Source organism: Streptococcus mitis (assembly GCF_001281025.1).
In the GTDB taxonomy this organism is placed as follows: Bacteria; Bacillota; Bacilli; order Lactobacillales; family Streptococcaceae; genus Streptococcus; species Streptococcus mitis_AK.
Window position 1 is genome coordinate 1,846,520 of the sequence record NZ_CP012646.1, and the last position, 20,857, is coordinate 1,867,376.

General features: G+C 38.8%; 21 protein-coding genes, 3 pseudogenes and 1 other annotated feature. Of the genes and pseudogenes, 8 read left to right on the forward strand and 16 right to left on the reverse strand.

The window, feature by feature from the left end; genetic code table 11:
* Positions 1 to 11: 11 nt before the first annotated feature.
* A pseudogene (locus RN80_RS09100) lies at positions 12 to 849 on the forward strand (alpha/beta fold hydrolase).
* 1 nt (position 850) lies between these two features.
* Positions 851 to 1,729, forward strand: a pseudogene (locus tag RN80_RS09105) (SDR family NAD(P)-dependent oxidoreductase).
* A gap of 64 nt (positions 1,730 to 1,793) precedes the next feature.
* Here RN80_RS09105 and RN80_RS09110 read toward each other — a convergent pair.
* From RN80_RS09110 to RN80_RS09135, 6 genes are all read right to left on the reverse strand, one after another.
* Complete coding sequence (locus RN80_RS09110) at positions 1,794 to 3,113, reverse strand: glycoside hydrolase family 32 protein (protein WP_060628701.1); 1,320 nt, start codon at positions 3,111 to 3,113, stop codon at positions 1,794 to 1,796.
* Between the two features lie 9 nt (positions 3,114 to 3,122).
* Positions 3,123 to 3,968: a carbohydrate ABC transporter permease gene (locus RN80_RS09115; protein WP_000819520.1), complete on the reverse strand. Its 846-nt coding sequence runs from the start codon at positions 3,966 to 3,968 to the stop codon at positions 3,123 to 3,125.
* 1 nt (position 3,969) lies between these two features.
* Positions 3,970 to 4,872 carry a carbohydrate ABC transporter permease gene (locus RN80_RS09120; protein WP_000032530.1) on the reverse strand — a complete coding sequence of 301 codons (903 nt, stop codon included), beginning with the start codon at positions 4,870 to 4,872 and terminating at the stop codon, positions 3,970 to 3,972.
* A gap of 95 nt (positions 4,873 to 4,967) precedes the next feature.
* Positions 4,968 to 6,278, reverse strand: coding sequence for an ABC transporter substrate-binding protein (locus RN80_RS09125; RefSeq protein ID WP_060628702.1), 1,311 nt, complete (start codon positions 6,276 to 6,278; stop codon positions 4,968 to 4,970).
* Positions 6,279 to 6,404: 126 nt separating this feature from the next.
* Positions 6,405 to 7,400 (reverse strand): LacI family DNA-binding transcriptional regulator, encoded by a 996-nt coding sequence (locus RN80_RS09130; protein WP_060628703.1) that lies wholly within the window; start codon positions 7,398 to 7,400, stop codon positions 6,405 to 6,407.
* A 363-nt stretch (positions 7,401 to 7,763) separates the two neighbouring features.
* Positions 7,764 to 9,242: an AcpB/EbpR/MafR family transcriptional regulator gene (locus RN80_RS09135; RefSeq protein ID WP_060628704.1), complete on the reverse strand. Its 1,479-nt coding sequence runs from the start codon at positions 9,240 to 9,242 to the stop codon at positions 7,764 to 7,766.
* Between the two features lie 285 nt (positions 9,243 to 9,527).
* Here RN80_RS09135 and RN80_RS09140 point away from each other — a divergent pair, with 285 nt between their 5' ends.
* From RN80_RS09140 to RN80_RS09160, 5 genes are all read left to right on the forward strand, one after another.
* Positions 9,528 to 9,764, forward strand: a complete 237-nt coding sequence (locus tag RN80_RS09140; RefSeq protein ID WP_060628705.1) for a GlsB/YeaQ/YmgE family stress response membrane protein — start codon at positions 9,528 to 9,530, stop codon at positions 9,762 to 9,764.
* Positions 9,765 to 9,840: 76 nt separating this feature from the next.
* The gene (gene amaP / locus RN80_RS09145) at positions 9,841 to 10,413 is read left to right on the forward strand and encodes an alkaline shock response membrane anchor protein AmaP (protein ID WP_060628706.1); all 573 of its coding nucleotides are present in this window, start codon (positions 9,841 to 9,843) and stop codon (positions 10,411 to 10,413) included.
* 10 nt (positions 10,414 to 10,423) lie between these two features.
* Positions 10,424 to 10,594: a DUF2273 domain-containing protein gene (locus tag RN80_RS09150; protein WP_000455066.1), complete on the forward strand. Its 171-nt coding sequence runs from the start codon at positions 10,424 to 10,426 to the stop codon at positions 10,592 to 10,594.
* A 39-nt stretch (positions 10,595 to 10,633) separates the two neighbouring features.
* A complete protein-coding gene (locus RN80_RS09155) occupies positions 10,634 to 11,242 on the forward strand; it encodes an Asp23/Gls24 family envelope stress response protein (RefSeq protein ID WP_060628707.1) in 609 nt (202 codons plus the stop codon).
* A 30-nt stretch (positions 11,243 to 11,272) separates the two neighbouring features.
* Positions 11,273 to 11,476 (forward strand): CsbD family protein, encoded by a 204-nt coding sequence (locus RN80_RS09160; protein WP_060628708.1) that lies wholly within the window; start codon positions 11,273 to 11,275, stop codon positions 11,474 to 11,476.
* 115 nt (positions 11,477 to 11,591) lie between these two features.
* Here RN80_RS09160 and RN80_RS10265 read toward each other — a convergent pair.
* Both RN80_RS10265 and RN80_RS09170 read right to left on the reverse strand, forming a co-directional pair.
* Positions 11,592 to 11,857: pseudogene (locus RN80_RS10265) on the reverse strand (transposase); the annotation flags it as partial.
* Positions 11,858 to 11,896: 39 nt separating this feature from the next.
* A complete protein-coding gene (locus RN80_RS09170; RefSeq protein WP_060628710.1) occupies positions 11,897 to 12,352 on the reverse strand; it encodes a GNAT family N-acetyltransferase in 456 nt (151 codons plus the stop codon).
* 69 nt (positions 12,353 to 12,421) lie between these two features.
* On the opposite strand from RN80_RS09170, the gene RN80_RS09175 reads away from it, so the two are divergent.
* Positions 12,422 to 13,081: a prepilin peptidase gene (locus tag RN80_RS09175; protein ID WP_049522039.1), complete on the forward strand. Its 660-nt coding sequence runs from the start codon at positions 12,422 to 12,424 to the stop codon at positions 13,079 to 13,081.
* Here RN80_RS09175 and trpA read toward each other — a convergent pair.
* The 8 genes from trpA to trpB (RN80_RS09220) all read right to left on the reverse strand — a co-directional run bounded on the left by trpA (position 13,053) and on the right by trpB (RN80_RS09220) (position 20,784).
* Entirely contained in the window at positions 13,053 to 13,829 is a 777-nt protein-coding gene (gene trpA / locus RN80_RS09180) for a tryptophan synthase subunit alpha (protein ID WP_049522040.1), read from the reverse strand. The genes RN80_RS09175 and trpA overlap by 29 nt on opposite strands.
* Entirely contained in the window at positions 13,822 to 15,045 is a 1,224-nt protein-coding gene (gene trpB / locus RN80_RS09185) for a tryptophan synthase subunit beta (RefSeq protein ID WP_049522041.1), read from the reverse strand. Before trpB (RN80_RS09185) ends, trpA begins: the two co-directional genes overlap by 8 nt.
* On the reverse strand, positions 15,023 to 15,622 hold the full coding sequence (locus RN80_RS09190; protein WP_060628711.1) for a phosphoribosylanthranilate isomerase: 600 nt from the start codon (positions 15,620 to 15,622) through the stop codon (positions 15,023 to 15,025). Before RN80_RS09190 ends, trpB (RN80_RS09185) begins: the two co-directional genes overlap by 23 nt.
* Positions 15,609 to 16,376, reverse strand: a complete 768-nt coding sequence (trpC, locus tag RN80_RS09195; RefSeq protein WP_060628712.1) for an indole-3-glycerol phosphate synthase TrpC — start codon at positions 16,374 to 16,376, stop codon at positions 15,609 to 15,611. The genes RN80_RS09190 and trpC overlap by 14 nt, the downstream gene beginning before the upstream one ends.
* A complete protein-coding gene (gene trpD, locus RN80_RS09200) occupies positions 16,373 to 17,377 on the reverse strand; it encodes an anthranilate phosphoribosyltransferase (protein ID WP_060628713.1) in 1,005 nt (334 codons plus the stop codon). Before trpD ends, trpC begins: the two co-directional genes overlap by 4 nt.
* 10 nt (positions 17,378 to 17,387) lie before the next feature.
* Entirely contained in the window at positions 17,388 to 17,954 is a 567-nt protein-coding gene (locus tag RN80_RS09205; RefSeq protein WP_060628714.1) for an aminodeoxychorismate/anthranilate synthase component II, read from the reverse strand.
* Positions 17,951 to 19,312, reverse strand: a complete 1,362-nt coding sequence (gene trpE, locus RN80_RS09210) for an anthranilate synthase component I (protein WP_060628715.1) — start codon at positions 19,310 to 19,312, stop codon at positions 17,951 to 17,953. The genes RN80_RS09205 and trpE overlap by 4 nt, the downstream gene beginning before the upstream one ends.
* A gap of 71 nt (positions 19,313 to 19,383) precedes the next feature.
* Positions 19,384 to 19,609: a binding site (T-box leader), on the reverse strand.
* Positions 19,606 to 20,784 carry a tryptophan synthase subunit beta gene (gene trpB / locus RN80_RS09220; protein WP_045592556.1) on the reverse strand — a complete coding sequence of 393 codons (1,179 nt, stop codon included), beginning with the start codon at positions 20,782 to 20,784 and terminating at the stop codon, positions 19,606 to 19,608. (Overlaps the previous feature by 4 nt.)
* Positions 20,785 to 20,857: the final 73 nt, after the last annotated feature.

Here is a 20,857-nt window from a genome sequence, read left to right on the forward strand (position 1 = left end):
AGGAAAACACAATGTCATATCTTACAACTAAAAATCAATACATCACAGTCGACGGGAACAAAATAGCTTATCGCGAACTTAGTAAAAGTAAATCAAAACTACCTCTTCTGATGCTGGTCCATTTGACAGCAACTCTCGATAACTGGGATCCTAAACTCTTAGACTTGATTGCTGAAAAGCACCATGTCATTGTAGTCGATCTTCCTGGAGTAGGAGCCAGTCAGGGCAAAGTTGCTCCGACGATTCCTGGAATGGCTAAGCAGACAATTGACTTTGTAAAAGCGCTTGGTTACGATAAAATCAATCTTCTTGGCCTTTCTATGGGAGATATGATTGCCCAAGAAATCATCAGAATAAATCCTACTCTAGTCAATCGTTTAATCTTGGCTGGAACAGGACCTCGAGGCGGAAAAGAGGTCGATAAGGTCACAGGGAAAACCTTTAACTATATGTTTAAAGCGGGACTCGAGCGCATCGATCCTAAACGCTATATCTTCTATAATCATGATGAACAAGGGAAAATTGAAGCTTTGAAAGTCCTAGGACGAATGGGTTATAAGAACAAAGGAATTTGCGGATAAAGACATGAACCTACCAGGATTCCTAACTCAACTCAAAGCTATTAAACGTTGGGGAAAAGATTCGCAGGACGACCTTCAATTCATCACCCAACCAACCTTAATCGTCAACGGGGATAAGGGTATGCAGGTTCCAACGGAAAATTCTTATCACATGCATGAAAAAATCAAAAATAGTAAACTCATCATCTATCCAAATGCTGGCCACGGTTCGATTTTCCAATATGCAGACGAATTTTCAAAAGAACTACTGGCTTTCTTGGAGGACTAATATGGTCAAAACGATTCTGATTACAGGTGCTACTGACGGTATCGGTAAACATTTGGCAAAGAAATTGGCCAGTAAAGGGCATCATGTCATCCTCCATGGTCGAAATCCCCAAAAACTTGAGCTGGTGCTTCAAGAGGTTCGGGCAGTTTCCTTGAGAGGGAGAGTTTCTAGCTACTTGGCAGATTTTTCAAAATTAGACGATGTTTATCGATTTGTAGAGGAAATCAAGAGAGAATTTCAAAGTATTGATGTCTTGTTTAACAATGCAGGCCTGTATGCCGGAAAAGAACGAAAAGCGAGTGCTGAAAATGTCGAGTTGACTTTTATGCTATCTGTTCTGGTTCCTTATATTTTAACAACTGAGCTAAGTCCCTTGTTAGAAAAAGCGGCTGACGGCCGTGTCATTAATACTTCTTCCTATATGCATCATTTTGCCAAGGTCAAGGATTTAGACTTTGGATTTGAGAACAACTATAATCCCGGATTGGCCTACAATAATTCCAAACTTTACACTATTTGGATGACACGTTATCTGTCCAGAGACTTCTTTTTAAGTGGTTCAAGCATCACCGTCAATTCTTACCATCCTGGCTTGATTTCAACCAACTTAGGGAATGATTCCAGTGATGAAAAGACGAAAAAGTCTCTCTTTGGACGCTTGATGAAGTCATTTTCCAAAAATCTAGACTAGGGAATTAAAACAGGCTACTACCTCACCTTATCAGAAGAAGTCACTGGTTTGACAGGCTATTATTTTGATGAGAAGAAAGTGAAATCTGTATCTGAAAAAGGCTATACTTTTGAGAAAGCTCGAGATTTAATCGATTACTGTGATGATAAAATTGAGTTATTTAAACAGAAATCTGCTCTGCTTAATTAGAAAAAAGTTCTCTTTCCATTTTGCTAGAAAGAGAACTTTTTCTTTAGGAGAAATAACTTAATTTTTAATCAATTCGTGATAGCTCAGCTGGCACTGTTAAGTAATAAGTTGCAGTCAAGCTTGCTTCACCTTGATTGACAAAAATCTCGATGGAATTTTTATCTAGAACAACTTCCAATTCTTTAGCTTCAATATCTACATACCGTCGACTAGTGTCCTTTTCTTCTTCACCTAGAATTTTTTGAACAAGATGGCTACGATCAATGTAAACTTGCTGCGCATTACTGTCATAACCAAATTCAAGATAATCTGTATCATTTCCTAAGTGGTAATGACAATTTTTATCTATTTGGATTTGATATTGGCCTTTTTTAACAGGGAATTGTCTTAGTTTGCCATCTTCCAATCTTAGAATTCTAGGTAAAGTCATGGCACATGCCCATTTGTGTTCTTGGTCATGGGTTGGAAGGGTACGCCCCCATGTCTGCATCCAAGCAATCAGGATAAGACGATTTTGATCATCCAACAATGTTTGAGGCGCATAGAAGTCTTGACCATGATCAATTTCTTGAACTGATTCTGGGATAAAACGTTTTTCTCCCCAATCTACCTTACCCGTGAACAAAACCGATGAGTTGATGTTATGATATGAGTCTCCCTCACGCTGATAACGCATGGGTGACATAATAAGGCAATCTTTCCCATCTAACTCGAAGTAATCTGGGCATTCCCACATAAAGCCTTGATGTTCTACCCCTTTTAAAAAGATGGATTCGAACTGCCATTCTACTAGGTTATCGGACCCTAGTAGAACGATACAGCCTACATTATCCTTGTGTTTGGCAGCTACTACGGAGTAATAGCGTCCATCTTTTTCAAAGAGTTTTGGATCACGGAAATCAGCAGCAATCAACTCATCTGGCAAATCTGCTCCAGTTGCGACTGGATTTTGTTCAATCTTTTCAAAGTGAATCCCGTCATCTGAAAATGCCATATTTTGAACTTGACGAACACCTGTTTCTTCTTCGATATGTCCAGTGTACATGAGCCAGAGGCGATCATCCTTGACAATGGCAGAGCCTGAGAAGCAACCATTTCGGTCATAATCTTGGTCAGGAGCAAGTGCCACTGGCAAGTGCTCCCAAGTCACCAAGTCCTTACTTTTAGCATGTCCCCAGTGCATAGGCCCCCAAACACTATTATATGGATAGAATTGATAAAAGAGATGGTATTCTCCACGAAAATAGACAAATCCATTTGGATCATTGATCCAACCAATCTCAGCTGAAAAATGTTCTTCAGGCTTATATTGAGTATTTACGAGATGTTTATTTTCTGCTATAAAACGATTGGCTTTTTCTACTGTAAATGTTTTATTTATCATAAGTATATCCTATTTTATTCCAGTTCCGGAACCACCCAGACCTTGAACAATATATTTCTGAGCGACTACATAGACCAAAATCAACGGAATCGTTGAAATAGTTAATACAGCCATTACCTGATTGATATAAACTGGTTGAGTTGTATTAATAGTTGTAATTGCAACCTGCATTGAAAATTTAGAAGAATCTGTCAAAACCATCAATGGCCAAATATAATCATTCCAGCTTGAAATAAATGATAAAACACCAACTGTAGCAACTGCAGGTTTAGACATTGGAAGCATAATTCTAAAGAAAATTCTAACGATACTTGCTCCGTCCATCTTTGCAGACTCAAGAATCTCTTCTGGAATTGCAATAAAGAAATTCCTAAATAAGTAAATATTAAATACACTCGCCAATCCTGGAATAATAACTGCAAGACGATTATTGACCAAACCTAAGGAATTGATAATGGTAAATTGTGGAATTAACACAGTTTCTACTGGAATAATAAGTAAAGCAAGTAAGAAACCAAACAAAATTTTCTTACCTGAAAAATTTACTTTTGCAAAAGCGAAACCGGCCAGTGCATTGACAATAATAGAACCAATAGCAAACGTTCCAGCATAAAAAATGCTGTTCCCTAGATATGTAAAAATACTAAAGCGCTCAAATACTTCCTGATAAGGTTTAAACCAATCAGCGGGATTTAAACTTGGTAAGAAGGCTTGCCAACTAGTCAAATTTTTATAAACATCCGCTTCTGGCTTCATAGCTGAAACTACCATCCAAACCATAGGAAAAAGGAAGAGTCCTGCCAATAAAGTTAACAGAATATATTCTAAGATTGTTGTTGGTTTAAATCGTTTCATCTTAGTCATCCTCCTTCAGAACGCGACGTTGTACTAAGCTAATCATACCAATTAACGTTGTAAATACTAAAGCGATTGAGCTAGAATATCCTACAAGACGATCAGTAAAACCTTGTTGATAAATATAGTACACCATAGTAATTGTTGAGTTTAATGGCCCACCTTGCGTCATAACCATTGGTTGTACAATCAGCTTAAAAGCAGAAATTAAAGTTGTTAACAATACAAACAGGGCTGTTGGTTTTAGTAGAGGCATCGTGATATAACGAAACTGAGCCCATTTTGAGAATCCATCTAATTCAGCAGCTTCATAGACATCTTGTGGAATATTCTGCATTCCTCCTAAAAATAAAAGCATCTGATAACCTGCACCCTGCCAAGCAGAAACAAAAACAATTGCATACATAGCTTGTTTAGGACTAGTCAAGAAAGGTTGAGAAGCAATACCTACCTTATTTAAAATAGCATTTAATAAGCCACTATTTGGATTTAAAAGATAAAGCCAAAGAATAGAAATAACTACCAAGGACATGACAACTGGAGCAAAAAAAGCCACTTTAAAAAACATATTCCCTTTGCGCTTTTTATTAACAATCAAAGCCATTCCTAAGGCTGCTCCCAATTGAACTGGAATAATCCAAACAACAAATTTCAACGTATTCAAGAAGCTCTTTAAGAAAATCGGATCCTTTATTAATCGAATAAAATTTTCAAGTCCAACAAATTTTCTTTCATCTGGTGTCAACAAATAATAATCTGTAAAAGCGTAATAAATGACCATTCCAACTGGAATTACTAAAAAGATACCTAATAAAATTAAAGCTGGAGCTAAAAAACTATAACCTAGTATGTTATCCTTTATTTTTTCACGTCTTTTTGTATCCACAACAGTTTCTTTACTCATATCCATCTCCTTTAATCATATATATCAAACTAGGCTATTAACAAGAAAGGGGAAGGTAGTTCCAAACATTTTCCTTCCTCCTTCCTTTTTACAGATTATTTGAGCGACTGATCAATAGCAGTTTGCATTTCTTTTGTACGAGTATCCAAGACTTTTTGCACATTTGGATTTTCTTCATAATAGCTAATATCTTGCATTGCTTGTTGAAAAGCACGAGAAACCTGAGGATATGCTACGACAACTGGGCGAGCATGAGCTGTTTTTGAATTTTGTTCCATCAAGAAACGCATTGGTTCGGACACTTTATCTTTGATATTTTCAATTGTAGATTTACGAATCGGAAGGACCGAATTCCCCAAGCTAATAATTTCACTTGATTCTGTATTTGTAGCAAATTTAACAAATTCAGATGCTGCCTCTTTTTTATCAGATTTTGTCGTAACAGCTAATTGCCAACTACCTGAAGGGGATACTAATTTTTTCGTCTTACTAGATACTGGGTAAGGAAGGATACCAAAATCAATATCTTTGTAGTTTGTATTCATGTCAGCAATCGTCCAAGAACCACTCAAAAGCATTGGATACTCTCCTGTTTCAAAACCTTTTTCGACTGGACTAACAGTTGTGTAACCTTCTTTTACAAGATTTTGAATGAATTGAACTGCTTCTACACTCTCTTTTGAGTTGAAGTATCCTTCTGCCTTTGTTCCATCTTCGTTTACGACAGAACCATTATTTGACCAAATCAACGGCATATAAGCATATGGTAACATTTCATCGTTTGAATTAATACGAAAATCAATTGCCGGTTTGTTATAATGATCTTTCAATTTTTTAGCAATCGTATTAAATTCATCCCATGTCCATGGCTTTTCTAGCGTTGGAAGCTCTGATTCCGCAATTCCGGCCTCTTTGAACATTTTTTTGTTGTAATAAACACCAACATTCGATTCAGAAAATCCAAATGCATAGAATTTGCCATCATAAGTTCCTTGTTGTTTAATACTGTCCAAAACATCATCCATATTATTATCTTTTAGATAATCATCTAGCGGAGTAATCACTTTAGATTTTGCATAAGCTGCCGTATTTGGTCCATCAAGGGTAATAACATCTGGAAGACTATTAGTCGTGATAGCAGCATTAACCTTGTCTTCATATCCTCCACCACTACCACTACGAGGAATATACTCAGTTACAACCTTGTACTTACTTTTTCCTGATTGATTAAAGTTATCAACAACTTTTTGCCAAGCTTTTCCTTCATTGGTTTCGTCAGAGAATTGTACCCAGACTTTAATATCATTTGAAGAACTCGCTTGTTTTGAGTTAGTTCCTCCACTACAACCTGCAAGTATAGCTAACGATAGCCCCGCAACAACAGATAACATTGTACCTTTACGCATATTTTTCCTCCTTTTTGAAACGTTTCATTTTTTATTTATTTTTAAACAAGTTTTTCAACTTGTTTTTGAAACGTTTCATTTATAGTTTATATTATAACAGCGCTTTCATTATTTGTCAAGTGCTGTTTAAATTTTTTTTGTTGTTTTATCTCCCCAAAAATATGTGGGAATTACGATTCGTTTTTCTAGAATCTCTTCTCGCTTAATCATTTTCAGTATCATTGCAACAGATTCTTTTGCCATCATACCAATATCTTGAACTATTGTAGACACTAGATAAGATTGATCGACAGAAGTTTTTAAACCATCAAACCCAATTATCTGGTAATCATCAGGTGCTATTTTCCCCAGTTCCTTCATAATACTAATAACTCTCAGAGCCATCATATCATTTATTGTAAATATACCATCAATTTCTTTATGAGATTGCAAAAAAATTCTTATCTGATCTTCAGGATTTATTAAAGGTTCTTTCATTTCAAAATTATAGACATCTACTCCTAATTCCTTAGCTTTTTCTCTGAATCCTTTACTTCTGAGTATAGTCTCATTCTCATACATATTAATTGAACCAATAAAAGCAAGGTGCTTATTATCCCTTCTAACCAGTTCCTCTGCTGCAGTTTGTCCTCCTTTGTAATTTGCTGAAGTAACATAGCATACATTTTCCGAAAAATGTCTATCTATACTTACAAACGGTAAATCAGATAAAATATATTTGTCAATATCAGAATATGTAATACCAATAATTCCATCCACTTTATTTTGTTTCAACATTTCGATATATTCGATTTCATTTTGTGAATCACTATCAGCGTTACAAATAAATAATTTATAATTATATTTTAATAACTCTTTCTCAACATGATAGGCAAACTCCGAGAAAAATGGATGCCATATGCTCGGAATAATCAAAGCGATAGTTTCTGTTCTATTCTTTTTCATACCTCGAGCATAATTATCAGGGATATAGTCCAATGTTTTTATAGCCCTTTGAACTTTCCTTAAAGTTATTTCTTTAATGCCTTTTTCTTTATTAATCACACGTGAAACTGTTCCAACACTAACTCCTGCTTCTAAAGCAACATCTTTCATGGTAATTGATTTTTTTCGTTCTACCATATTATCACCTCCTTTCAATATATAGTATCATGCAAACGTTTTTTTGGCAACTATTTCTCAATCATTTTTGGCCAGATCATTTATCCCATCATTAATAAAATCACTCCAATTAGCTTTTGAAAATACTTCAATTTTCATGTGTAAACATCTACATAAAACAGGAAAAGCCTTGGTTTCATGGCTTTTTTCGTATCTTCTACAAAAAAGCAAGAGTTTTAGAGGGCTATGAATCTAGATGTACATTTTGCTTAAATGATTGAAGGTATTTTCTTAACAAAAACACCCAAAAAATTAGATTTTTTCTGTCTAACTTTTGAGGTACAGTTCAAACGCTAAATAGCGTTTTTTTGTTATTTTAGGTTACTAATCTAATCGAATAAACATCATTGCGTTAAGCAAAGAGATGAGAGCGACTGTATTGACATTATTGGAATAGATTAGTCTCTTATTTTCAATAGGAGGAATAATAAAATTAGAAATAATGATATCGTAAGGTGAATCTTTTAGAGACTCAAGTGATAACTCTAATTCATTCCAAACTTCCAGTTCAAAATTGTTGCTGCAATAATAAGAAAGTGTTTCCGCTACTGATTTTGCATGATACTGATCAAAATTGCTCATGACTAAAACCTTTAATTTAGGTTGATTTTGTAAAAGATTTAGAACTAAGTGTTTGCTATGGGTGATAAAAGTATAGGACAAATGATTGACTTTCATCGAATTACAATCCATACCTAAAACCTCTAGATAATGTTCAATTCCTTCCTTCACCTCTGAAACAAATTTAGGAAAAATATTTTGAAAATTCCTGATTGTATTCCCTTTTTGATCAAATAGAATAAACTCAGTGGACAACTCTTGACGATACAGATGTGCGGTATTATGCAGATGCCAAATCAGATTATCCTTATTCTCAATCTCAATCTGATACTTGACTGAAATCTGATCAATAAAATCACTCAATAGATGGTAAGATTTTTCAACATAGCTATCATTTTTTACGCATTTTATAAAGAGACTTTCATCTATGAAAAACATTTTTTGAAAGTAAGACACAAATAATTGGCAAACAACTTCTTCATCTAAAGAGAGATTGTATTCTGATTCAAAACTCTGTGCAACACCTTCTATTCCTTCTGCCTGCATCAAAGCATTCAAACTTTGGTCGTTAAAAGAATTTTTCTCAACTTCCAAGAAATGACTAAACTTTATTCGATATAAATTCGTAACGAGGAGCAACTTTAGCATTCTTTGAGTTGCGAAATTGACAGGAAATGCTGTTTCTTTATAGACCAGTGCTAACAGCTTACACAAAGGTTCTACTGAAAAATCTTCAAAAGGCCATTCAAAGAAATAATATTTCTCTGAAAAATACTGAGCAAAAAAGTAACGGATATCAATCTCATTTCCTGTGATTCGAACTGGATTAAGGTTAATTTCAAAACGATATTGTTTCTTAATAATTTTATTAATATGACTGATGATACGGTAAAGAGAGGAAGAACTGATATAAAATTCTTTACAAATACTCTCAGCTTGACACCCTTCATTAAAGAAGATAAATTCTAAAATCAAAAAATGAGTTGAATGTTTAAAGAAATGATGGTAAACCATTTCAATATCACTATCATCGGTATTAATAATGCGTATACCATTAGTAGAAGAATGAAAAATCAAGTAAGGAAAAGCAGATTTAACATGGGATAGATCATCTTTGACTGCACGTTCTGTACAATTTAGTAACTCTGCTAGTTCAGAACGATGAAACCATCGTTTATGTTCAAATAATAATTCTAATAATTCTAATTGCCTATGACTTTTTTTAGATAATAAATCTCTCATGAATGTCTTTCTCTCTTTATAAATTATCGGATTAAACCTCTTGCAATTATACCACAAAGAAAAGGTATAGCATGCTATAACGACTTTTACTAAGATCCTTTATCTCGTATAATAACACTACGGAGGCAATATATAAACAATTTTCTTATTTTAGCGTCTATTGAGGGCGTGAATACAGAATCAAATTCAAGTCGAAAGATTATATTTTTAATTTTAAAAATTATATAATAGCAACAATCAAAAAAATTGATTTTTTGAGATTAAAATAAAAAAGGAGGGTAAGCAATGTTGTGGTCAATTATTGCAGGAGGTCTTATTGGTCTCTTGGCAGGTAAAATCACTAAAAAAGGTAGTTCTATGGGAATCATCGCAAATGTATTCGCTGGTTTAGTCGGGGCATCTGTAGGACAATCCCTTTTAGGTAGTTGGGGCCCATCAATCGCTGGAATGGCTTTGATCCCATCTATTGTAGGTGCAGCTATTGTGATTACTGTAGTGTCATTCTTTACAGGTAAAAAATAATTACTTGTAGAATAAACTATTTTTAAATAGATTAGACGGGTAAAAATAGTTTAATGTTAAATCGAAAGGATTGTATATGTCAAAAGCAAAGAAAATATGTTTAATTATTTTCTGTATTTTAATCTTGACAATTTTCCTTCCTGTTTTGATAGATTATCATCAAGTTAGTGATCTAGGCATTCAGCTATTTAGCTGGAGACAGAATCATTTCGTTGAATTCTATCTCTCTAGATATATATTCTGGGGGATAGTGGCTCTATCAACTTTAGTTTTGTTATCGATGTTAGTTGTGTTGTTTTATCCTAAACGTTATTTGGAAATTCAACTTGAAACTAAAAACGATACATTGAAATTAAAGAATTCAGCAATCGAAGGTTTTGTTAGAAGTTTGGTGAGTGATCATGGATTGATCAAGAACCCAACTGTTCATGTAAATTTACGAAAAAATAAATGTTTCGTTCATGTAGAAGGTAAAATTCTTCCTTCGGACAACATCGCTGACAGATGCCAACTAATTCAAAATGAAATAGCTAATGGATTAAAGCAATTCTTTGGTATTGAGCGTCAGGTGAAATTGGACGTCTTGGTAAAAGACTATCAGCCACAGCCTAAAGCTCAAAAGAAAAAAACTGCTAGTCGTGTAAAGTAAGGAAGTAAAAATGGAATGGCTTAAACAATATCGATATCCAATAATCGCAGGTCTCATAGGCGTATTTCTCGCTTGTTTGATTGTCTCCTTTGGCTTCTTCAAAACAATATTTGTATTGATTTTAGGAGCACTGGGAGTTGCAGCTGGATTATATATCGAAAAAAACTATATAGATAAATAAAAAAAATAAAAATTACTAATTTAATTAAAGGAGTTTCATATGTCAAACGAAAAAAACATTAACACTAACGTAGAAAAGAAAGATGCTACTGCTGTAGCTCACGAAATCAAAGGAGAACTTACTTACGAAGATAAAGTTATCCAAAAAATCATTGGTCTGTCACTAGAAAACGTTTCAGGTCTTTTGGGAATCGACGGTGGTTTCTTCTCAAATCTTAAAGAAAAAATCGTTAACAGCGATGACGTAACAAGTGGTGTCAACGTAGAAGTTGGTAAAACACAAGTTGCAGTTGACTTAAACGTTATTGTTGAGTACCAAAAAAATGTTCCAGCTTTATATTCAGAAATCAGAGAAATCGTATCTTCAGAAGTTGCTAAAATGACTGACTTGGAAGTTGTTGAAATCAACGTAAACGTTGTCGACATCAAAACTAAAGAACAACATGAAGCAGACTCAGTAAGCCTTCAAGATCGCGTATCTGACGTTGCTGAATCAACAGGAGAATTCGCTTCAGAACAATTCGAAAAAGCTAAATCTGGTCTTGGATCTGGTTTCTCAACTGTTCAAGAAAAAGTTAGCGAAGGTGTAGAAGCTGTTAAAGGTGCAGCAACTGGTGTAGTATCTCACGAAAAAACTCGTGTAAACTAAGATAAAATAAATATAACAGGAGAAATTATCATGTCAGTAGAAGAAAAATTAAATCAAGCTAAAGGTTCTATTAAAGAAGGTGTTGGGAAAGTCATCGGTGATGAAAAAATGGAAAAAGAAGGAGCAGCTGAAAAAGTTGTTTCTAAAGTAAAAGAAGTTGCTGAAGATGCCAAAGACGCTGTAGAAGGTGCTGTAGAAGGTATCAAAAACATGTTGAGTGGCGACAATAAATAAGGCTAAAAGTTACTTTATCTCTTTAGTAACATTAGTCAAAAGAGTCTGAGTCAAGATGATTCTCAGAAAACAAAAAGCTAGAGATTTCCAATTGCGGAACTCTAGCTTTTTAATTTCACCTCTTTCTCTTATTATATTTCAGCAGGTTGTTGACCGTGAGTACGAATCCCATGTCAATTCTCACTTTACGCTTACCTCTCAGATGACATCTCTTATAACCAAACAAACCTTTATCTGCCCAAAGACAGATTTCATATCAATCTTACGTTTAGCGGAAATTTGTCTACCCTTGGAAGATAAAAATGCCTGATATTCTTTAGTTTTTAAACACTGGTAACGTTCATTCATATACAGTCCCTTTTGAGGAGCTGATTCAGGTTCATAATCGCAGTCAACATTGATTTCAAGGATTTTTACTTTCTATCTACTCTTTTTCATGATGTATTTTCGTACAGGTGCTTCAACCATTTGAACGATTTCAAATCCTTCTTTTTGATAAAGGTGCTGGGCTGCTTGATTTGCTTCGAGGACATTTAAAGAAATACTACCTATGTCTCCATTTTCAAAGATCAAACTAACAAATTTCCTTAAAGCCTGCCTACCTAAGCCTTGTCCCTGTTTCTGGGGATTGATAAAAAAGCGTCCAATATGAAGATTGCTGTCTTCTTGCCTGATTTTCTGGATAAGCCCCACAAACTCTTGTCCTTCAAAGATTGAAAAGATTCCTTCCAAATCTTGCAAAACTTGAATGGTCAAGGGAAAAGGAATCCTTGGTCCCATCCATTGTTCTTGAAAGGATTTGCCAAGGGAGTTGGACCATTGGCATACAAGCTGAGCGTTTTCTGTGCTCACCTTTTCTTCAAAACGAATTATCATCTTTGCCTCACAATCTTATCTATGTTTCTCCATTATACTACTTCTCCTATTTTTTACGAATAGATAAGTATGATTGATTTTTATTTTTTTCTTGTCGGGAGCATTCTCGCTTCCTTTCTTGGTTTGGTCATTGACCGTTTTCCAGAGCAATCCATTATCCAACCTGCTAGTCACTGCGATTCCTGTCAGACTCGCTTGCCTCCCTTAGATTTGATTCCGATTCTCTCACAGGTCTTCAATCGCTTTCGCTGTCGCTACTGCAAGGCTACATATCCTGTCTGGTATGCCCTTTTTGAATTGGGCTTAGGACTCCTCTTTCTGGCTTGGTCTTGGGAATTGCTTTCCTTGGGGCAAGTCGTCCTAATCACCGCTGGTTTGACCTTGGGCATCTACGACTTTCGCCATCAGGAATATCCCTTACTAGTCTGGATGACTTTCCACCTAATCCTAATGGCCGGATCTGGCTGGAATCTGGTCATGGTCTTCTTCCTTGTCCTTGGAATTGTGGCTCATTTTATCAATATTCGCATGGGCGCAGGGGATTTTCTCTTTCTAGCTTCTTGCGCTCTCGTCTTTAGTGCGACCGAATTACTCATCTTGATTCAGTTTGCTTCTACGATGGGAATTCTAGCCTTTCTCCTGCAAAAGAAAAAGGAAAGACTTCCTTTCGTGCCTTTCCTCTTGTTTGCTGCTTGTGTGATTATTTTTGGTAAGCTACTGCTTGTGTGATAAAGTCCTGAATCGGCTCTCCTTGGTGGAGAGCTTTTACAATTTTCGAACCGACGATAACGCCATCTGACACCGCATTGAAACGTTCTACATCAGCTTGACTAGATACGCCAAATCCTGTCAAGACTGGGATATCGGCCACTTGATGAAGTTGTGCCAAGTGCTTGTCCAAATCTGCGCGGTAATTGCCTGATTTCCCTGTCACCCCGTTGATAGCAACAGCATAGACGAAGCCTTCTGCTCCCTTGATCAACTCTTTTTGGCGCTCAATCCCTGTTGTCAAGCTTACTAAAGGAATCAAAGCAATGTCTGTATCTGCCAAAAATGGTTCTACAAAGTTGGCATGCTCATGAGGCAGGTCTGGAATAATCAAGCCCTTAACCGCTGTATCTTCCAAATCTTTGACAAAGTTCTCCACACCGTACTGAAAGAGGGGGTTGAAGTAGGTCATGATGATCAGCGGAACCTCTGTTTCAATAGTTTTCAAGGTTTCAACCAAAGCTTGTGTCGAAGTCCCATGGGCTAAACTACGCAAACCAGCTTCTTCGATAACAGGTCCATCTGCGACAGGATCTGAAAAAGGAATACCCACTTCAATGGCCGAAACACCTAAATCTTCTAAAAAGTGAATCGTTTCCCCAAGTCCATCCAAACCTTTCTCATGGTCTCCAGCCATGATATAGGGAACGAAAATTCCTTTTCCAGCTGCTTTAATAGCGTTTAATTTTTCTGTTAGTGTCTTAGGCATGAGTTTCTCCCTTCTTTGCTGCATCTGCTTCCAAGCGGTCTTTGACTTGAACCACATCCTTGTCCCCACGACCTGATAGGCAGACAATCATAGACTTTTCTGGTCCAAGTTCTTTGGCCAATTTCACCGCAAAAGCAATAGCGTGGCTAGATTCCAAGGCTGGGATAATCCCTTCCACACGAGACAAGAGTTGGAATCCTTCCAAGGCTTCTTCGTCTGTCACAGGGACATAGCTGGCACGTTTGATATCGTGGTAGTGAGAATGTTCTGGACCGATACCAGGATAGTCCAAACCTGCTGAGATAGAGAAGGCTTCAAGAATTTGACCATGGGCATCTTGGAGCACATCCATGAGAGAACCGTGAAGAACACCAGGACGACCCTTGGTCAAGGTAGCTGCATGATGCTCCGTATCCACACCAAGTCCTGCTGCTTCAGCTCCATACATAGCTACTGACTCATCTTCTACAAATGGATGGAAGAGACCGATAGCGTTAGAACCACCACCAACACAGGCTACTAGGGCATCTGGTAAATCTTGACCTGTTAAGTCACGGTACTGTTGTTTAGCTTCTCTACCGATGACACTTTGGAAGTCACGAACGATTTCTGGGAAAGGATGAGGCCCCAAGGCAGAACCAAGGATATAGTGGGTATCATCGATATTAGCTACCCATGAACGAAGTGCTGCATTGACCGCATCCTTGAGCACGCGCGAACCATCTGTCACTGCCTCAACCTTGGCTCCCAAAAGCTCCATACGGAACACATTGAGGGCTTGGCGTTTGACATCTTCCTCACCCATGTAGATAGTACATTCCATGTTAAAGAGGGCTGCAGCAGTTGCAGTTGCCACACCGTGCTGACCAGCACCTGTTTCAGCGATAATTTTCTTTTTGCCCATGCGTTTAGCCAGAAGAACTTGTCCCAAGGCATTGTTAATCTTGTGGGCCCCTGTATGGTTAAGGTCTTCCCGTTTGAGATAAATCTTGGCTCCGCCGATATGCTGAGTCAAGTTTTTTGCGTAGTAAAGAGGAGTTTCACGCCCCACATACTGGCGTAAGAGCTGGTTTAATTCCTCTTGGAAACTTGGGTCTGCCTGACTTTCACGATAAGCCTTTTCCAACTCCAAAACTGCTGTCATCAATGTTTCTGGGACAAAACGTCCGCCGAATTTTCCGTAAAATCCATCTTTATTTGGTTCTTGATATGCCATTCTTTACCCTCTCTATAAATCTTCTAATCTTTTCATGATCTTTTTGTCCGTCTGTCTCCACTCCGCTTGATACATCGACTGCATAGGGAGTAAAGTGTTGAATTGCTTTTACGACATTGTCTTCATTAAGCCCACCTGCGATAAAGAAAGGCTGAGTTAGTCCAATCGTATCCAGTTGAGCCCAGTCAAAGGTCTGACCACTCCCAGCCACAGGGGCATCAAAGAGTAGATAGTTTGCCTGAGAATTGGGCACATGACCCTCTCCATCCACCTGCACAGCCTGAATACTGGCACAAGGCAAATCCGCAAACAAATCATCTGCCACCTGACCGTGAACTTGAACCAAGTCCAAGCCAACTTTGTCAATGACTTCTAGCAGTTCTGCCCGACTTGGTGAAACAAATACACCAACCTTTTTGACATCTGCAGGAATAAGCTTTGCCAGCTCAACAGCCTGTTCCAAGCTCACCTGTCTTTTACTGGGTGCGAAGACAAAACCGATATAGTCTGCCCCTGCTGAAACGGCTGTTTCTACCGCTTCTTTGGTAAATAGTCCACAAATCTTAACCTTTGTCAATCTGCAACTCCTTGATTCTCTGGGCTACATCTTCTGCCTGCATAAGAGCTGTCCCAACTAAAATTCCATTAAAGTATGGTGCTACTCGTTCCGCATCCTGCCCTGTGAAAATAGCAGATTCAGAAATGTACAAGCAATCATCTTTGAAATGTTTAGCCAAATCTACACTGGTCTGCAAGTCAACTTCAAAGGTAGTCAAATTGCGGTTATTAACACCAATAATCTCCGCACCAAGTCTGTGAGCTACCTCTAGTTCAGCTAGATTGTGAGTTTCCACCAAGACTTCCAGACCAAGCTCTGTCGCATAGTCATAAAGTTCCTTGAGGCGTTCTTCGGACAAGGCTGCCACAATGAGCAAGATGACTGTCGCACCAGCATTGCGGGCGCGGATGATTTGCTTTTCATCGATGATAAAGTCCTTGTTGAGCGTCGGAATCTCTACCTGACTGGAAATCTCTTTTAGATAATCCAAATGCCCTTTAAAGAAGACTTCATCTGTCAAAACCGAAATCATCACTGCGCCGTTTTCTTCATAAGTCTGGGCCTGTTGCACAATATCCACATCGAGATTGATATCTCCCAAACTAGGGCTAGCTTTCTTGACCTCAGCGATTACCTGTAAACGGTCTTGGTGTTGTTTTAGATAGTCAGCCAAGCGATAGGTCTGGCGCAGGGGCTGGATTTCCTCCAGCTCCATCTGCTCAACCTCACGCGCCTTTTGCTCCAAGATTCGTGCTAAAAATTCCTGACTCATTTTTGGTACTCCTGTAACAGTCTGAGTTTTTCAAGAGCCTTGCCACTAGCAATGACTTGACGAGCTAAGGCAACTCCATCCTTGATATTATCTACCTTACCATTAGCATAGAAACCAAGACCAGCATTTAAAACTGTCGTTTCCAAGAATGGACTTGGTTCATTTTTAAGAACGCTGAGCAAAATTTCTGCATTTTCCTGAGCATTGCCACCACGGATATCTTCGATAGCGTAGCGCTCCATCCCCAAATCCTCTGGAGTAAAGCTTGACAAGGTGATTTCGCCATTCTCAAGAAGTGCAATCTTGGTTGTTCCATTCAAACCAGCTTCATCCAATCCTTCTGGCCCAGCAACCACGATGGCACGTTTACGACCCATGTTTTTCAAAACCTGAGCTGTACTTTCTAGAAGTTCTGGACGACTAATTCCAAGAAGCTGTGTTTCCAAAGCCATTGGGTGAATCAGTGGACCAGTCAAGTTCATGATCGTTGGAATTCCCAATTCCAAACGAGCTGGCATGATGTATTTCATTGCTGGGTGCATATTTTTAGCAAAGAGAAAGACGATGCCAGTTTTATCAAAGACCTTACCTAGTTCAGCTGGTTTGAGGTCTAGGTTGATGCCCAAGGCTTCTAGGACATCTGCAGAACCAGATTTAGAAGAAATCGAGCGGTTACCGTGCTTTGCCATATGAACACCGCCACCAGCCAAGACAAAGGCTGCAGTTGTGGAAATATTAAAACTAAAAGACTTGTCCCCACCTGTACCACAGTTGTCCATAGCATCATGAATTACAGTTGGAATATGTTGGGCATGCCCTCTCATGACTTGAGCAATGGCTGTGCGTTCTTCAGGTGTTTCCCCCTTCATCTTAAGGGCCAAGAGAAGAGAAGCAATCTGCGCTTCGGTTACACGCCCAGTTACGATACGCTCAATGACATCCGTCATTTCCACACCTGATAAATTTTCAAATTTTGCTAGTTTTTCAATAATCTCTTTCATCCTAGTTTCCTCACTTTACAACCTTCTCGATAAAATTCCGAATAGAAGACAAGCCATCTGGCGTTCCGATACTCTCTGGATGGTATTGGAAGCCATAAATCGGCAGGCTTTTGTGTTGAATTCCCATAATAGCCTGGTCATCAGTCGAACGAGCTGTCACTTCAAACTCTTCTGGCATTTCTTCAATCAAAATACTATGATAACGCATGACTGGACGACCATCCTCAATGCCTTGATAGAGAACAGATGGCGCTTCAAAGCTGATATTGCTCTGTTTCCCATGCATGACTTTTGGAGCCAAGCCTAGCTTCCCACCAAAGACTTCTGCGATGGCTTGGTGACCCAAACAAATACCTAGAATCGGCTTCTTACCTGCAAAGTCACGAATCATGTCTTCCATCTTTCCAGCATCAACCGGCCAACCAGGACCAGGAGAAAAGACCAGACCATCTGCTTTTTCAGCTTCTTCATACAGCTTAGGATCATCATTTCTCAAGACCTGTACTTCTGCGAAATTCCCAATGTATTGCGCCAAATTATAGGTAAAAGAATCATAGTTGTCAATCAATAAAATCATGGTCTTAGTTCTCCAATTCTAGTCATAGATTTAGCCTTGTTAATGGTTTCTTGGTATTCGTTTTGGGCGATGGAGTCATAGACAATCCCTGCCCCAGCCTGCACATAGGCTGTTTGATTTTTGAGAATCATAGTTCGGATGGCGATAGCGAAATCCATATCACCCGTCGCAGACAAGTAGCCGATTGCTCCTGCGTATACACCACGTTTTTCTGTTTCCAGTTCATAGATGCGTCTCATGGCCCGAATCTTTGGTGCTCCTGAAACTGTTCCAGCTGGAAGTGTAGCTTTCAAAGCATCCATGGCAGTGAGTTCTGGAAGCAAACGTCCCTTGACCACGCTGGTCAAATGCATGACATAGCGGAAGAGCTCCACTTCCATATACTTGGTGACTTGAACACTAGCAGTTTCAGAGATGCGACCAATATCGTTACGCCCCAAGTCTACCAACATCCGATGTTCTGCTGTTTCCTTCTCATCAGAAAGCAGGTCAGTCGCCAAGGCCTTGTCCTCTTCATCCGTAGCCCCTCTTGGTCGCGTACCTGCAATCGGATTGGTTGTCACGATGCCATTTTTGACAGAAACCAAACTTTCAGGACTGGCACCGATGATTTGATAATCCCCAAAATCATAGAAATAGAGGTAATTAGAAGGATTAGTCACGCGGAGATTTCTGTAGAAGTCAAAAGGATTTCCAGTAACTTCTGCTGAGAAACGCTGACTGAGCACGCATTGGAACATATCACCATTACGAATCAAGTCACGAGCGGTTTCCACCATTTGCTCAAACTTCTGAGGAGCGATGTGCGGTTTGAAGTCTAGCGGAGATAAATCCAAGTCTTCAAATTCATTTGGAGCAGGAATGCGTAATTCCTCAAGCACTTGCTTCAAGGCTTTTTCCAAATCCTCTTGACTGCGATCGCTATAGAGAGCATCCTCTATGACATGAATTTTTTCCTTCTTGTGGTCAAAAACCATATAGCTCTCATAGACAAAGAAATGCATGTCTGGTGTCCCAATGGTATCTTGAGGGATTTGACCGATTTCTTCATAGAGCGAAATCATATCGTAACCCACAAAGCCAATGGCTCCCCCACCAAAAGGGAGGTCTGAATGGTGCTGGCTCTTATGAGTCACTTGATAAAGGAAATCCAAAGGATCCCGATCAATCACTTGACCATTTTGATAGAGGACTCCATTTTCAAACTTAATCTCAAAAACAGGATTATAGGCTAGGATAGAAAAACGAGCGGTTTCCTTGTCTCTCGGAATACTTTCTAAGATCACCTTGTGTTGCCCTTTTAAGCGCATATAAGCCAAGATTGGTGATAAGACATCTCCATGAATGATTCGTTCCATTGTAATTTCCCTTTCAGTTCTACTTCTAGTCCGTGGCGACTGTATGAAAAATCCCCACGCAAAATAACTTGCGTGAGGACGAAATTCGCGGTGCCACCTCAATTATAGGATTTCTCCTATCTCTCATTCCTGTCTCAGAACTTTCCTATAACAGGCTGTGCGATAAAGGGCACTCCCTTGAGAATTATGTTTTCTTCTCTCGTTTCAGATGGACCCAACCTTACAGCTTTCTCTGCTTGTTTCCAGCAACCACAAGCTCTCTGTGAGAGAAAAGACTGTAATTTTTCCATCTTTTATTTTTTAGCTTCTAGGTAGTCTGCAATAGCAGCTACATCCTTGTCTCCACGACCAGAGACATTGATGATGATAATCTCATCTTTACTTAGTTTCGGTGCACGTTTAACCGCTTCTGCGATAGCATGCGAACTTTCAATCGCTGGGATAATCCCTTCTGTCTTACTAAGAAGGAGCAAGGCTTGAACAGCTTCTTCATCTGTCGCTGCTACGTATTCTACACGGCCTGAATCTTTAAAGTAGGCATGTTCTGGGCCAACCCCTGGATAGTCCAAACCAGCTGAGATAGAGTAAACTGGGGCCAGCTCTCCATCTTCCTTAAAGACTGCATAGGTCTTCATTCCGTCAACAATTCCGACACTACCTTTTGTCATAGTTGCTGCGTGCTTGTCTGTATCAAGTCCATGCCCAGCAGCTTCAACCCCAACCAATTTGACTTCTTCATCAGCCACATACTGCGAAAAAGCACCGATGGCATTGGAACCACCACCTACACAGGCAATAACGTAGTCTGGCAAGCGTCCTTCTTTTTCTAAGATTTGACGACGAGATTCCTCACTGATGACTTTTTGGAATTCATGAACAATTGTAGGATAAGGATGAGGTCCTACAGCAGATCCCAAAACGTAGAAGGCCTCAAGGTCATTCATCCATGCTCCAAAGGCTGCATCAACCGCATCCTTAAGAGTTCGTGTCCCCGTTTCAACTGCGTGAACAGTCGCTCCCATCATCTCCATACGGAAGACATTGAGACGTTGACGCTCCACATCTTCTGCCCCCATGTAGACATCACAGGCCATACCAAACTTAGCTGCAGCAGCTGCTGTCGCAACACCGTGCTGACCAGCTCCTGTTTCTGCGATCACTCGTTTTTTGCCCATACGTTTGGCAAGAAGAATTTGTCCTAAAACATTGTTGAGCTTGTGAGAACCCAGATGGTTAAGGTCTTCGCGTTTGAGATAAATCTTAGCTCCACCTAGGTGGTCTGTCAAACTTTCCGCAAAATAAAGCGGTGTTTCGCGACCTGAATAATCCTTCAAGTAATGGCGAAATTCTGCCAAAAATTCTGGATCATCCTTGTATTTGTCAAATGTCACTTCCAACTCATCCAACAAAGCCTGAATCGGCTCCGGTACAAAACTACCACCAAATTGTCCAAAATAACCTTTAGTTGTCATAAATTTTTCCTCTTTCCATATTAATTCGGCTTTTTGTTTGCTTTTAGTAGTAGGCAAGGAGCTGCAGATAGAA